Below are 14,076 nucleotides of genomic sequence, written 5' to 3'. Positions count from 1 at the left end.
GCTTTTAGTAAGCCTATTTAATAGAATGTAAGGTGAATCATAGGCTGACAAAACAACAATCAGAAGCCCTAGACAACAACATCACACTATGGAGTTACCATGAGTAACCAAGCAGTAAATAAAGCGCCATCGAACAAGCCGAGTGGTATGGATCGCTTTCTAAACTTTATCGAACGCGCAGGTAATAAAATTCCAGATCCTGCTATCTTGTTCTTTTGGGCGTTAATGATTACTTGGGGTGCATCTGCACTTCTTTCAAACGTATCGTTTGATCTTATTAACCCTCGTTCTGGCGAAGCTCTTGCAATCAACAACCTTTTAACTGGCGAATCTCTAGCAAGCTTCTTAGCAAATATGGTCACTACCTTTACGGGCTTTGCACCTTTAGGTATCGTTCTTGTTGCAATGCTAGGTGTCGGTGTTGCTGACTCTTCTGGCTTTATTACAACAGGCCTTAAAAAGATGCTTAACTTCACGCCAGCTAAGCTTCTTACTCCAATGCTTATTCTTGTTGCTATCGTGTCTCACACAGCAGCAGATGCGGGTTACGTACTGGTTATTCCTCTTGGTGGTATCATTTTCCACGCGGCAGGTCGTCACCCTCTAGCGGGTATTGCAGCTGCATTCGCAGGTGTATCAGGCGGTTTCTCTGCAAACTTTATCCCATCAGGTATTGACCCTCTACTGGCTGGTTTCACACAAACAGCAGCACAAGTTCTTGATCCAGAGTATGTGGTTAACCCTCTAGCAAACATCTTCTTTACGGGTGTTTCGTCAGTAATTATCGTTGCAATTGGTTGGTATGTGACTGAAAAGATCATCGAGCCACGCCTTGCAAATACTCCGATTGACGAAGATGCTGAAAAAGCGCCAGATCTAGGTTCTTTCACTGAACTGGAATCTAAAGCGTTCCGTTACGCGGGTTGGGCAATGATGGCAGGTATCGCGGTTCTTATCGCAGCAATTATTCCTGAAAACTCAGCATTGCGTTCTCCTGAAGGTGAAATCACAGCGTTCTCTGCACCGCTAATGAAATCAATCGTTCCATTGATCTTCATTCTGTTCATCATTCCAGGTTACGTTTACGGTAAAGTGTCAGGCACATTTAAGACAAGTAATGACATCATCAAAGCGATGGCAGATACCATGTCGACAATGGGCGCATACATTGTAATGTCGTTCTTCTGTGCACAGTTCCTATCAGCATTTGCTCAATCAAACATTGGTACAATGCTTGCGCTATACGGTGCAGAAGGTCTGAAAGCGATGAACCTACCTGGTGAAGCAACGATTGTTGGTATGATTCTACTGACAGCGTCTGTAAACCTACTGATCGGTTCCGCGTCAGCAAAATGGGCACTGATTGGTCCAATCCTAGTTCCAATGCTAATGGCGGTTGGTATTTCTCCTGAGCTATCTCAAGCTGCTTACCGTGTAGGTGATTCTGTATCGAACATCATTTCACCTCTAATGGTATTCTTCCCGCTTGTGGTGGTTTACTGTCAACGTTACGTGAAGTCGACAGGTATCGGTACTCTAGCGTCATTGATGATGCCATTCTCGATTGCAATGCTGATCGGTTGGTCTATCTTCCTAATCGCTTACTGGGCTCTAGGTATTCCTCTAGGTATCCAAGCGCCATACACGTACACAATGTAATTATCGTTACATTGGTAATTTTAAAAAGCGCTGGTTTAAGGACCGGCGCTTTTTTGTAAGTGAGAAAGTAAACCCCATTCTCTTTTTAGTTACGCATTCAATAGATCCCCAATTCGTTCATTCCTTAACTTTTAAGGACCTGTATCTCGCTTTCACTTCCCTCATAAGCAGGTTAAAATCCACTTTCTACAACGACCTTTCCTAAATCTTGGAGCACCTTTTGTCTGACTCTCAATTCTCCCCACAAGATGAACACTTCATGCGCCGAGCAATGGATCTCGCAGCACAAGCAGAAACTGAAGGAGAAGTGCCTGTCGGTGCTGTGTTAGTCAGTAAAGAGGGCGAGATTATCGCAGAGGGCTGGAACCAGTCGATTGGCCACTACGATGCAACTGCACACGCAGAGATGCAAACCTTACGTAAGGCAGGTCAAATCTTAGAAAACTACCGCCTACTTGATACTACCTTATACGTCACATTGGAGCCTTGTCCTATGTGTGCCGGTGCGTTGTTACATAGTAGAGTTAAGCGCATTGTTTTTGGTGCCGCAGATCTGAAAGCGGGCGCGGCTGGTACAGTATTGAACCTGTTTGAACACCAAGCGGCTTATCACTATGCCGATGTCGAGCAAGGTTTATTGGAAGAAGAGTGTCGTAGCCAATTGCAGGCGTTTTTCAAACGTCGTCGTAAAGAAAAGAAAGAACTTAGAAAAGCTCAGCAAGCGGCCTTAGAGTCGGAACAAGAAAAATCAGGGAAGCAGTAATTAAGAATAGATAGCAAATGCCCAAGTAAAGGCATTTGCTCATCGAACTTATACGTCGCAAATCAGTTGCATGAATGCACGATGACGGGCGATCACTTTTTTCTTGTTATTAGCTAGCATACGTTTACGACGGTTAGCCGCGACGGTTCTATTCAAGTTTTTTGATTGCACTCTACGTTTCATCATGGGCAATCTCCTCTATGGGTTATTTTTAACTCGACTTACTAAATGAAAGCGTCTGTAAGTCATTGTATTCAGCGGCTGTTATACCGAGCAATTGTTACCAATTTAAGACAGTGGCTTGTTATGTTTGGTTTCGATGATATTGATACCTAAAAGGTTAGACAGTAAAGGCGCACTCTTTGTTCAAAAATGCGCCCTAGGTATCATTTAGTCAGCTTGTGGTACTTTAACCTCTTCAGCATTCAACTCTTTAGCTGCAATTGAGGAAGATACTGTCTGGGCACCAGATATCGCAACTTCAGGAACTTGAATGACGGTGATATCGTCAATATTGTTATTGTCGGCCTCTAGAGTTTGCTGCTCCACATGACCGATGATGCTTTGATAGTAACGTCGGATGTTTTCAACATAGTTTCGAGCCTCATCACCACGAGCATAGCCGTAGCGTGTTTGACTGTAATATTTCTTTTGGCGAAGTAGCGGTAAACGGTCTTTGACATCAGCCCATGCATCTGGGTTACCACCTTGACGTTTGGTTAATCGTCTTGCGTCCATGACATGACCATAGCCCACGTTATAGGAAGCCAGTGCAAACCAGATCTTTTCATGCTCTTCAATCGAGTCCGGAATACGTGCCACCATACGACGCAGATATTCGACACCACCTTTAACTGATTGTTCTGGATCCAGTCTGTCTGTCACCCCAACACTTTTTGCGGTCGGCAAGGTGAGCATCATCATGCCTCGCACTCCAGTTGGTGATTTGGCTATTGGATTCCAGTGAGATTCTTGATAACCCAGCGCTGCCACTAAGCGCCAGTCAAACTCATCAGAGTACTTCTTAAACAGTGGAGACCACTTCGGTAACTTCGAATCTAGCGCGCGAATAAAGGCTCTTGTATCAACGTAGTCGAAGCTATCGATATGGCCGATGTATTTCTCTTCCAGTGACGAGAGATGACCAGACTGCTTAATATGACCAAAGAATTCGATCAGCAGTGCATATAGGCTCTCATCTTGTGAGCGACGTAGAAACCATGAGATAGGTTGATCTTCCGTTAATTCAAACGCAAGTGCAATGTCTGGGTATATACGTTGAGAAAGCGACACTTCGACAGAATCAGCCACTGTAAATTGCAATTCACCTTTCGATACTTTTTTGAGTAAATCATTTACGTCGGCATTTGGGTCGATTTTATATAGGAATTGCGGATACTCATTTTGAATTTTGGCTAAGGTTTGATTGAAATGTGAATCGCCAACGATTTGCAGTACCGCTTCATTATTGTTTTCCTCAACCAACTCAGGCTGCCGCTCTAGCAGTTGTTCAAGATTGCGTGGACGCCATTGCCCTTTTTTGTAGACTACTTGTTGGCTGACGTAGTAGTAAGCTGGACCTGGGCGGAATGTTTTAAGGCGTTCGGGAGATTGGCTCAACCCAGCAGCAATAATATCAATTTCACCGTTGCGAAGAGCAGGATAGAGGCTAGAAATCCGATAGGCTGGCTTCATCTCAAGTTGTACGCCAAGTTCGTTAGCAAACTCGCGCGCCAATTCGTAGTCGAGACCAGTTGGACCATCAGGACCGATATAGTAAGAAAGTTGATTATTTAGTGTCCCGACACGCAATACGCCGCGCTCTTTGATCTGCTCTAGTTCACTCTTGGGTTCAGATTCGATCTGGCACCCAGTTAAAAGGAGTGTGGCAATAAACAGAGTGCCCAAAGATCGCAGTTGGGAGAGGTAATACTTTTTCATTCAATGATAATCTCATACATCCAGTAAGGCATTTATATCAAAGTGGCATCACAAGGCAAGACAATGAGATAGCAATCGAGTGGACTTCAACATTTTGCTGTATTTCAAAATTGACAAAAAAAATGACGCAAACGGTTGCTTTTGGTGTTACATCACAAAAGTAATTGCTTTATAATGCGCTCGCAACAAAGAGGTGGAATCGGCATAGGTTTGAAAAACCTTCGGGAATAGCTTCGAAGAAAATACAGTAACCCACTGAATTTATTCCAATATCACCTTAATCAATTGCATAAGAGACCTAAGCACATGAGAATTTTGCGTGGCTCCCCAGCTCTATCTGAGTTTCGTGTTAACAAGCTATTAGAGCTTTGCCGTGAATTAAGCTTACCTGTAACAGGTATTTACGCTGAATTTGCCCACTTTGCTGATCTTACGGCAGACCTAGATGCGTCTGAAGTTGAGAAGCTAGAAAAACTTTTGACTTACGGTCCAACGATTGAAGAGCATGAGCCTGCGGGTTTACTTCTTCTAGCGACACCTCGTCCGGGTACCATTTCTCCGTGGTCTTCTAAATCAACTGATATCGCACACAACTGTGGTCTAGACAAAGTCGTTCGTCTAGAGCGTGGTACTGCTTATTACATTGAAACTTCTGCAGAGCTTTCTGAACTTCAGTTGGTTGAGCTAAAAGCAATCTTGCATGATCGTATGATGGAAGTGGTTTTCTCTGACTTCGAATCAGCAACCGCACTTTTCCAAGTAGCAGAGCCAGCACCAGTAGCGGATGTTGACCTACTAAACGGTGGTCGTGCTGCGCTTGAAAACGCAAACGTTACCCTAGGTCTTGCACTTGCAGACGATGAAATCGAATACCTTTACGATGCATTCGTAAATAAGCTAGGTCGTAACCCAACTGACATTGAGCTAATGATGTTTGCACAAGCGAACTCTGAGCACTGTCGTCACAAGATCTTTAATGCGGATTGGACTATCGATGGCGTGAAGCAAGAGAAGTCTCTGTTCAAGATGATCAAGAACACTTTCGAAACGACGCCAGAAAACGTTCTGTCTGCTTACAAAGATAACGCAGCCGTAATGGTGGGTTCTGAAGTAGGGCGCTTCTTCCCTAACCCTGAAACTCGTCAATACGGTTACAGTCACGAGAAAGCGCACATCCTGATGAAGGTGGAAACGCACAACCACCCAACGGCTATCTCTCCTTGGCCGGGCGCTTCGACTGGTTCTGGTGGTGAAATCCGTGATGAAGGCGCGACAGGTATTGGTGGTAAGCCAAAAGCGGGTCTAGTTGGTTTCACTACTTCAAACTTACGTATTCCTGGCTTTGAACAGCCATGGGAAACAGACTTCGGTAAGCCAGGCCGTATCGTAACAGCACTAGACATTATGCTAGAAGGCCCTCTTGGAGGCGCAGCGTTCAACAATGAATTTGGTCGTCCAAACCTATTAGGTTACTTCCGTACTTACGAAGAGAAAGTAAACTCTCACGCTGGTGAAGAAGTACGTGGTTACCACAAACCAATCATGATTGCTGGTGGTATGGGTAACATCCGTGACGAGCACGTACAGAAGAAAGAGATCCCAGTCGGTGCAAGCCTAATCGTATTGGGTGGCCCTGCAATGAACATCGGCCTTGGTGGCGGCGCGGCATCTTCTATGGCATCTGGTCAATCAGCAGAAGATTTAGACTTTGCTTCTGTACAGCGTGAAAACCCAGAGATGGAACGTCGTTGTCAGGAAGTGATTGACCGTTGTTGGCAGCTTGGCGATGCAAACCCAATCGCATTCATTCACGATGTGGGAGCGGGCGGTATCTCTAACGCACTTCCAGAGCTTGTTGACGATGGCGAGCGTGGCGGTATTTTCCAGCTTCGCGATGTACCAAACGACGAGCCGGGCATGAGCCCACTAGAAATCTGGTGTAATGAATCTCAAGAGCGTTACGTAATGGCCGTTGCGCCAGAGAACATGGCAGCGTTTGATGCGATCTGTAAGCGTGAGCGCGCACCATACGCTGTAGTAGGTGTTGCAACGGAAGAGCGTGAACTGAAACTTGAAGATTCACACTTCGACAATACGCCAATCGATATGCCAATGGATGTGCTACTAGGCAAAACACCTAAGATGCACCGTGATGCGAAGACGCTAAAAGCAAATAACCCAGCAATTAACCGTGACGGTATTGAGCTAAACGATGCGGCAGAGCGTGTTCTACGCTTGCCAACAGTTGCAGAGAAGACATTCCTTATCACTATCGGTGACCGCACCGTGACTGGCCTTGTTGCGCGTGACCAAATGGTTGGCCCATGGCAGGTTCCAGTAGCAAACTGTGCAGTAACCGCAGCAAGCTACGACACGTACCACGGTGAAGCGATGTCAATGGGTGAGCGTACACCAGTGGCTCTGCTAGACTTCGGTGCATCAGCTCGTCTAGCGGTGGGTGAAGCAATCACTAACATCGCCGCGACTAACATCGGTGATATCAAACACATCAAACTGTCGGCAAACTGGATGTCTCCAGCAGGTCACCCAGGTGAAGATGCAGGCCTTTACGAAGCAGTTAAAGCTGTGGGTGAAGAGCTATGTCCAGCACTTGGTCTAACTATCCCTGTGGGTAAAGACTCAATGTCGATGAAGACCAAGTGGGAAGAGAATGGTGAGCAGAAAGAAGTAACGTCTCCGCTATCTCTCGTTATCACTGCATTTGCTCGTGTTGAAGATGTGCGCAAGACAATCACGCCTCAGCTTCGTACTCCTGAGACCTTGGAAGGACTAGGTGACACGTCACTGGTTCTTATCGACCTAGGTAATGGTCAAAACCGTCTAGGCGCAACAGCATTAGCGCAGGTATACAAGCAGCTTGGTGATAAGCCAGCAGACGTAGACAATGCAGTACAGCTAAAAGGTTTCTATGAAGGTGTTCAGGCTCTAGTGGCAAACGACCAAATTGTGGCTTACCACGATAAAGGTGATGGTGGTCTGTTTGTGACTCTTGCTGAGATGGCGTTTGCGGGTCACTGTGGTGTGAAAGCAGATATCGCTGACCTTGGCGAGGATGCACTAGCAGCACTATTCAACGAAGAGCTAGGTGCAGTACTACAAGTTAAGAACGATGATTTAGATGCAGTTTTTTCAACGCTTGCTGCGAATGGCCTAGAAGCATGTTCACATGTAATTGGCTCAGTAGAAGCATCTGACGAGCTAGTGATCACTTCTGGTGACACAGTGGTTCTAGAGCGCAACCGTACTGAACTACGTACTATCTGGGCTGAAACCACACACAAGATGCAATCTTTACGTGATAACCCAGCATGTGCAAACCAAGAACACGAAGCGAAGAAAGACAACTCTGACCCTGGTCTAAACGTGAAACTAAGCTTCGATGTAAACGAAGATATTGCAGCTCCGTTTATTGCTAAAGGTGCTAAGCCGAAGATGGCAATTTTGCGTGAGCAGGGCGTTAACTCTCACGTTGAAATGGCAGCAGCATTCGACCGCGCAGGCTTTGAAGCAACTGATATTCACATGAGTGACATCCTAACGGGTCAAGCGGTACTGGAAGAGTACAACGGCTTAGTAGCATGTGGCGGCTTCTCTTACGGTGACGTGCTAGGCGCAGGTGAAGGTTGGGCGAAGTCTATCTTGTTCAACGAAGATGCGCGTAACCAGTTTGAAAGCTTCTTCAAGCGCGAAGATACTTTCTCTCTAGGTGTATGTAACGGTTGTCAAATGTTGTCTAACTTACGTGACCTAATCCCAGGTGCGGAGTACTGGCCACGTTTCGTGCGTAACGAATCAGAGCGTTTTGAAGCGCGTTTCAGCCTAGTCGAAGTTCAGAAGTCTGATTCTGTATTCTTCAACGGTATGGAAGGTTCTCGTATGCCAATCGCCGTATCTCACGGTGAAGGTCGTGTAGAAGTGCGTGATGCTGACCACCTAGCAGCGATTGAAGCGTCAGGCACAGTTGCAGTTCGTTACGTTGATAATCACGGCAATCCAACGCAGCAATACCCGAACAACCCGAATGGTTCACCAAACGCAATCACAGGTCTTACAACTACTGATGGCCGAGTGACTATTATGATGCCTCACCCAGAGCGTGTATTCCGCACGGTTGCTAACTCTTGGGCTCCTGAAGGTTGGGGTGAAAACGGTGCTTGGATGCGTATGTTCCAAAACGCACGTAAGAACGTGGGTTAATTAATTGAGAGAACAATAGTTTTCACTCAATAAAAATAATAGAACGCTGGTTGAGAGACCAGCGTTTTCTTTTTGAGTGGTCAGTTAAAAAACTTGCAGCATAGAACTCACTTTTATGCTCTAATACCGCGCTTACCAAGGGATGGTGTTAAATAGCTCAGCTTAGATGGAGTTATCAAGTTGACCGAATCCCTGATTAATCCCTTAGGAATGAATTAAATGTCTAAAAATCCAAAATTCGCTATCCGTACTACAGAAAAACGTAACGGCTGGTGTGCAGAGATCACTCGTCAAGTAACTTCACGTAAAACAACAGTATCAAAGCGCGAAACTGGTTTTGAAACTGAAGCAGAAGCTCAAGCTTGGGCTGAGAAAGAACTTGCAGGTTTCATCAAGAACCAAGCGGAACGCAACGAGCGCAAAGGTGAAGCGCGCAAAGTACGTGAAGAACGTGAAGAGCGTCTAGCTCAAGAAGCTGCTGAGAAAAAAGCACGTTACCTAGCAGAAAAAGCGGCACGTGAAGAAGACGATTTCTTCGACGAAGAGTAATTCTTCTGTCGTCATTTGATAAAAAACCGCCCAATGTAAGGCGGTTTTTTTGTATCTAATTTGTGTGTCTGACGTGGAGAGACTCAATTAACGGAATTGGCCAGCGTCAGGTAAGAAGTCAAACCCAGCGGTTGCCAGTTTTGCTTCTAGCGCTGCTTTATCGATATCGAAGTAAGCAACCAGCTTGTCTAAATCACCACCGAAATCATCACGAAGCTTCATATTGATGATGCTCATCAGCATGATTGGGTCCATTGACTCAAAGTTGGCAAGATTCATTACTTATCCTCAAAATCCGAGATAAGTAGGTTTGCAGCTGCAAAAGCTGCTTTTTCACGAGCTTCTTTTGGTAGCGACTCATCAGCAGCAATATCGTTCAATGCTCTTACAGCGCATGAAATTGCTTGTGGGACATAAGCTTGATCGCCACTACCGATTTGCGCGTAAAGCTCACGAATCAGTTCACAACAGCCATATACTTGCATGGGCTTAACTCCGATAAATGATAACTGCTCTCAAATATACACACTCGTCATTAGAAACTCAAAAGCTAGGTTTGTCCTAGCGCAAGAGATAGAACTGGCTGTGTGATATATGCACAATGTCACTCGCTAACGAGTTGTTGCTCAAGCTGATAGGTCACTTCGGGCGATAGGTTTAGCTGCTTGGCTAACTCTTGTAAGTAGGCTTTTTCCATGAAGTTCTGTTCATCGACAACAATGAGCGATGCAAGATAGATCTCTGAAGCTTGTTGTGGTGATTGCGCTAAGCCTGCCACCTCTGTTGGCTCGAGAGGCTTGTTGAGTTCTTCATGTAGTAAATGCTGTAATTGCGAATCCGCACCGGCCTGTTTGAGAGTGAGCTCAATACGTTCCATTTCTTGTGAATCGACATGACCATCAGCTTTGGCTGCTGCAATCATGGCTTTAATAATAAGTTGGCTATGAATGTCGTCATTAGGGTTAAATGTATCTTGTGAGGCTGATGTCGCTTGCTTGGATTGATAGTCGTTATAGACTTTATAAGCTAGTCCACCTAGTAAGGCGACTCCACCCACTTTTAGGGCGTTTTTACCCACCTTTTTACCGAGCTTTTTGCTCTTTTTTGAGCCCATTAAAAGACTAACCAATCCGCCACCAACAGCGCCCGCACCTAATGATTTTAGGGAACCTGAACTTGATTGTTGTTTGATCTGCTGTTGACCTTGTTTGACAAGATCAGAGTTGAGGGCCTGGTTAAGTAAGCTTTTTAAATCCATCTTTGTTCTCCTCTGTTGCTGACAGATTAGCTTATCCAAGATGAACAGAAGATGAAAAAAAGGCGAGCATTAAGCTCGCCAAATGGATTGAAAATCTATAATTAGTGCTCAGCGTGGCCGTGGATACCGAGAAGTTCACCATCAAGGTAAGCTTCTTTTTCATCTTTCATGACCAAGCGTTCTTCAACTAACCACTTAACCACCATTGGATAGATTTTGTGCTCTTGAGTTTGAACACGCTCTGTCAACGTCTCAACGTTATCCTCGTCGAAAATTGGCACTTTAGCCTGCAGAATTACTGGGCCACCATCTAGTTGCTCAGTGACGAAATGGACACTAGTACCATGCTCTTCATCACCGGCATGAATTGCGCGTTGGTAGGTATTGAGCCCAGGGTACTTAGGCAATAGAGAAGGGTGGATGTTAATCATACGGCCCATATAGTGACGAACAAACTCGCCACTTAGAATGCGCATGTAACCAGCAAGGACGATCACGTCTGGACGATACTCATCGATTTGCTTCATGAGCTCTTGGTCAAAGGCATCACGAGTATCGAATGCTTTTGGATCAAGGAAGTGAGCGCCTGCATCGGCTTTCTTTGCTCGTTCTAACGCATACACATCGGCTTTGTTAGAAAACACAGCGGTGACACGACCACCTGTAATTTGGGTCTTACATGCGTCAATGATCGCTTGCAGGTTCGAGCCATTTCCTGAAACTAAAACAACGATACTCTTCATGCTTATTTGATCTCTACTTGTTCTTCGCCAGCTTCTGCGTTCGCAATTTCACCGATAACCCAAGCATTTTCGCCTTCAGCGTTTAGTAGTGAAACAGCTGCATCTGCTTGATCTTTAGGTAGAGCAATCACAAGGCCAACACCACAGTTGAATGTACGGTACATCTCGTGAGTCGTTACGTTGCCCTTTTCTTGTAGCCATTTGAAGATAATTGGCCATTCCCAGCTGTTACCGTCGACAACGGCTTTAGTACCTTGTGGAAGTACGCGAGGGATGTTTTCCCAGAAACCACCGCCAGTGATGTGTGAGATCGCGTGGATATCGTGCTCTGCAATCATCTTAAGCGCTGATTTGATGTAAATTTTTGTTGGCTCTAGTAGGTGTTCACCGATAGTACGGCCAGCGAGTTCTTCATTTTTGTCTGCGCCAGATACTTCTAGAATCTTGCGAATTAGAGAGTAACCGTTTGAGTGAGGGCCACTTGAACCGACGGCGATTAGAGCATCACCAGCGGCAACCTTAGTACCATCGATCACGTCTTCTTTTTCTACAACGCCAACACAGAAGCCAGCAACGTCGTAATCTTCACCTTCGTACATGCCCGGCATTTCAGCAGTTTCACCACCGATAAGTGCACAGCCAGCTTGTACACAGCCATCTGCAATGCCAGAAACCACATCAGCAGCGGTATCTACATCTAGCTTGCCCGTTGCGTAGTAATCTAGGAAGAATAGTGGCTCAGCACCTTGAACGATAAGATCGTTCACACACATTGCAACTAGGTCAACACCAATGGTGTCGTGCTTTTTCATATCCAAAGCAAGGCGAAGTTTTGTACCTACACCGTCAGTGCCAGAAACTAGTACAGGTTGCTTATATTTCGTTGGTAGTTCACATAATGCGCCAAAACCACCAATACCACCCATTACTTCTGGGCGACGTGTACGTTTTACAGCACCTTTAATACGGTCAACAAGCGCGTTGCCTGCATCAATATCAACGCCAGCGTCTTTATAGCTAAGAGATGTGTTATCAGCACTCACAGGGAAGTCCTCGGTTTTTAAGTTGGATATGAAAACGGCGCTATTCTAACAGTGGATAAACATAGATAGCAAACGTTTGCGCAAGTTTTTTCTTTTGATTGATAGCAAGAAATTGAGAACGAAATCGTTTATAATCTGGAGGTTTGTTTAAAAATTACCTGATATCCGGAGATGGAAATGAAAGTTGTTGAAGTAAAACACCCTCTTGTTAAGCACAAACTTGGTCTAATGAGAGAAGGTGACATCAGCACTAAGCGCTTTCGTGAGCTAGCAACTGAAGTTGGTAGCCTATTAACTTACGAAGCGACTGCGGACTTTGAAACGGAAAAAGTAACCATTGAAGGTTGGAACGGTCCTGTTGAAGTAGATCAAATTAAAGGTAAAAAAGTAACAGTTGTGCCAATTCTACGTGCTGGTCTTGGCATGATGGATGGTGTTCTAGAGCATATGCCTAGTGCACGTATCAGTGTTGTTGGTATCTACCGCGACGAAGAGACGCTAGAGCCAGTACCATACTTCAACAAACTAGCATCAAACATGGATGAGCGTATCGCTCTAGTGGTTGACCCAATGCTTGCAACGGGGGGGTCAATGATCGCAACTATCGATCTTTTAAAAGAGAAAGGTTGTAAAGCGATTAAAGTTCTTGTTCTTGTTGCTGCTCCAGAAGGTCTTGAAGCACTAGAAAAAGCGCACCCAGATGTCGAGCTATTTACAGCTGCTATCGATGAGAAGCTAAATGACAAGGGCTACATCGTTCCTGGTCTTGGTGATGCAGGTGATAAGATCTTCGGTACTCTATAATTAGAGAGTGCGAAATGATTAAAAAAGGGAGCCGATTGGCTCCCTTTTCTTTTACTATTTCTTCAGACTCAACGTACCGCCAACGCGTGGTTTCGCTGGGCGGTGTGCTGATTTATCTGACTTGCCCTTATAAGCTGGCTTACCTTGGCCTTGATTACTTGAGCGGCCACGCTTGTCATCAGATCTATCGGCACGGCCTTTCTTTGAGTTGGGAGCATGACGAAACTCATCGGCGTTACGACCTTTAAAAGTGCGCTGCTTTTGATTGCGACGTGCAGTCGACTCTTGGTTTTCTTCACGGCTATCAAACAGTTTCGCATCTGTCGCGCGGCGAATGCGGTGGCCTTTTGCGTCGACCTTTGATGCGTCTTCGGTATTTACTGACCCTTCACACATCGCCAGAATCTCTGCGACCTCTGCATCAGTCATGTAACGCCACTGACCATTTGGAATGCCATCAAGAGAGATGTTCATGATGCGAACACGACGAAGCTTAAACACTTCATATCCTAGCGCTTCACACATGCGGCGAATTTGGCGGTTAAGACCTTGAGTTAATACGATGCGAAAAGAGAATTTAGTCTCCTTCGTCACTTTACAAGGCAGAGTCACGGTATCGAGAATGCTGACGCCAGCCCCCATTTTCTTAATGAAGTCATCCGTAATCGGCTTATCAACACGAACCACGTATTCTTTTTCGTGATTATTCCCCGCGCGTAGGATTTTATTAACGATATCGCCGTCGTTGGTTAAGAAAATCAGGCCGTCGGAAGGTTTATCTAATCGACCAATAGGGAAGATACGTTTCTTAAGGCCGACAAAATCAACGATGTTTCCTGGGATATCACGTTCAGTTGTACAAGTGATACCTGTTGGTTTATTCAGAGCAATATAGACAGGCTTCTCTTTGGCACTGACAGGCTTACCATCAATGCAGACATCATCACCAGGTAGGACCTTGGTACCCATTTCAGGGATCTTGCCATTAATCGTTACTCGACCTTGATCAATGAGCTTGTCGGCTTCACGGCGCGAACAAAAGCCTGTTTCACTGATGTATTTATTTAAACGTTTTGCAGAATCTTGAGACATGTTGTT

At 45.4% G+C, this 14,076-nt stretch carries 13 protein-coding genes; 5 read left to right on the top strand and 8 right to left on the bottom strand.

Features of this window, described 5'->3' with window-relative positions; translation table 11 throughout:
• Positions 1-99 precede the first annotated feature (99 nt).
• On the top strand, positions 100-1,659 hold the full coding sequence (locus tag GVO60_RS10830) for an AbgT family transporter (RefSeq protein ID WP_159653810.1): 1,560 nt from the start codon (positions 100-102) through the stop codon (positions 1,657-1,659).
• A gap of 220 nt (positions 1,660-1,879) precedes the next feature.
• Complete coding sequence (gene tadA, locus GVO60_RS10825) at positions 1,880-2,422, top strand: tRNA adenosine(34) deaminase TadA (protein WP_159653808.1); 543 nt, start codon at positions 1,880-1,882, stop codon at positions 2,420-2,422.
• 48 nt (positions 2,423-2,470) lie between these two features.
• Here the strand turns inward: tadA and GVO60_RS22430 are convergent, their stop codons facing one another.
• Entirely contained in the window at positions 2,471-2,608 is a 138-nt protein-coding gene (locus GVO60_RS22430; protein WP_167522337.1) for a hypothetical protein, read from the bottom strand.
• Between the two features lie 204 nt (positions 2,609-2,812).
• Entirely contained in the window at positions 2,813-4,363 is a 1,551-nt protein-coding gene (gene mltF / locus GVO60_RS10820; protein ID WP_159653806.1) for a membrane-bound lytic murein transglycosylase MltF, read from the bottom strand.
• A 306-nt stretch (positions 4,364-4,669) separates the two neighbouring features.
• Between mltF and purL the strand changes: the two genes are divergently transcribed.
• On the top strand, positions 4,670-8,581 hold the full coding sequence (gene purL / locus GVO60_RS10815) for a phosphoribosylformylglycinamidine synthase (protein WP_159653804.1): 3,912 nt from the start codon (positions 4,670-4,672) through the stop codon (positions 8,579-8,581).
• A 219-nt stretch (positions 8,582-8,800) separates the two neighbouring features.
• On the top strand, positions 8,801-9,130 hold the full coding sequence (locus GVO60_RS10810; RefSeq protein WP_159653802.1) for a DUF3622 domain-containing protein: 330 nt from the start codon (positions 8,801-8,803) through the stop codon (positions 9,128-9,130).
• 87 nt (positions 9,131-9,217) lie between these two features.
• Here GVO60_RS10810 and GVO60_RS10805 read toward each other — a convergent pair whose 3' ends face one another.
• From GVO60_RS10805 to purM, 5 genes are all read right to left on the bottom strand, one after another.
• Entirely contained in the window at positions 9,218-9,409 is a 192-nt protein-coding gene (locus tag GVO60_RS10805; protein WP_159653800.1) for a DUF4250 domain-containing protein, read from the bottom strand.
• Positions 9,409-9,615, bottom strand: a complete 207-nt coding sequence (locus tag GVO60_RS10800) for a YaeP family protein (protein WP_159653798.1) — start codon at positions 9,613-9,615, stop codon at positions 9,409-9,411. Before GVO60_RS10800 ends, GVO60_RS10805 begins: the two co-directional genes overlap by 1 nt.
• A gap of 119 nt (positions 9,616-9,734) precedes the next feature.
• Positions 9,735-10,388 carry a tellurite resistance TerB family protein gene (locus GVO60_RS10795; RefSeq protein ID WP_159653797.1) on the bottom strand — a complete coding sequence of 218 codons (654 nt, stop codon included), beginning with the start codon at positions 10,386-10,388 and terminating at the stop codon, positions 9,735-9,737.
• A 101-nt stretch (positions 10,389-10,489) separates the two neighbouring features.
• Positions 10,490-11,131 (bottom strand): phosphoribosylglycinamide formyltransferase, encoded by a 642-nt coding sequence (gene purN / locus GVO60_RS10790; RefSeq protein WP_159653795.1) that lies wholly within the window; start codon positions 11,129-11,131, stop codon positions 10,490-10,492.
• Positions 11,132-11,133: 2 nt separating this feature from the next.
• Positions 11,134-12,174, bottom strand: a complete 1,041-nt coding sequence (gene purM / locus GVO60_RS10785) for a phosphoribosylformylglycinamidine cyclo-ligase (RefSeq protein ID WP_159653793.1) — start codon at positions 12,172-12,174, stop codon at positions 11,134-11,136.
• Between the two features lie 177 nt (positions 12,175-12,351).
• Between purM and upp the strand changes: the two genes are divergently transcribed.
• Complete coding sequence (upp, locus tag GVO60_RS10780) at positions 12,352-12,978, top strand: uracil phosphoribosyltransferase (RefSeq protein ID WP_159653791.1); 627 nt, start codon at positions 12,352-12,354, stop codon at positions 12,976-12,978.
• 54 nt (positions 12,979-13,032) lie between these two features.
• On the opposite strand, the gene rluF is transcribed toward upp, so the two are convergent.
• Positions 13,033-14,070 (bottom strand): 23S rRNA pseudouridine(2604) synthase RluF, encoded by a 1,038-nt coding sequence (gene rluF, locus GVO60_RS10775; protein WP_159653789.1) that lies wholly within the window; start codon positions 14,068-14,070, stop codon positions 13,033-13,035.
• Positions 14,071-14,076: the final 6 nt, after the last annotated feature.

It is taken from the genome of Vibrio atypicus, from assembly GCF_009811315.1.
GTDB classification, from domain to species: Bacteria; Pseudomonadota; Gammaproteobacteria; order Enterobacterales; family Vibrionaceae; genus Vibrio; species Vibrio atypicus.
Note: the sequence above shows the minus strand (reverse complement) of the source record. Positions and strands in the feature narration are given on the sequence as shown.

Coding starts and splice junctions, on each gene's coding strand:
- GVO60_RS10830 (WP_159653810.1), top strand. CDS start 100: ATGAGTAACCAAGCAGTAAATAAAGCGCCATCGAACAAGCCGAGTGGT.
- GVO60_RS22430 (WP_167522337.1), bottom strand. CDS start 2,608: ATGATGAAACGTAGAGTGCAATCAAAAAACTTGAATAGAACCGTCGCG.
- mltF (WP_159653806.1), bottom strand. CDS start 4,363: ATGAAAAAGTATTACCTCTCCCAACTGCGATCTTTGGGCACTCTGTTT.
- purL (WP_159653804.1), top strand. CDS start 4,670: ATGAGAATTTTGCGTGGCTCCCCAGCTCTATCTGAGTTTCGTGTTAAC.
- GVO60_RS10810 (WP_159653802.1), top strand. CDS start 8,801: ATGTCTAAAAATCCAAAATTCGCTATCCGTACTACAGAAAAACGTAAC.
- GVO60_RS10805 (WP_159653800.1), bottom strand. CDS start 9,409: ATGAATCTTGCCAACTTTGAGTCAATGGACCCAATCATGCTGATGAGC.
- GVO60_RS10800 (WP_159653798.1), bottom strand. CDS start 9,615: ATGCAAGTATATGGCTGTTGTGAACTGATTCGTGAGCTTTACGCGCAA.
- GVO60_RS10795 (WP_159653797.1), bottom strand. CDS start 10,388: ATGGATTTAAAAAGCTTACTTAACCAGGCCCTCAACTCTGATCTTGTC.
- purN (WP_159653795.1), bottom strand. CDS start 11,131: ATGAAGAGTATCGTTGTTTTAGTTTCAGGAAATGGCTCGAACCTGCAA.
- upp (WP_159653791.1), top strand. CDS start 12,352: ATGAAAGTTGTTGAAGTAAAACACCCTCTTGTTAAGCACAAACTTGGT.
- rluF (WP_159653789.1), bottom strand. CDS start 14,070: ATGTCTCAAGATTCTGCAAAACGTTTAAATAAATACATCAGTGAAACA.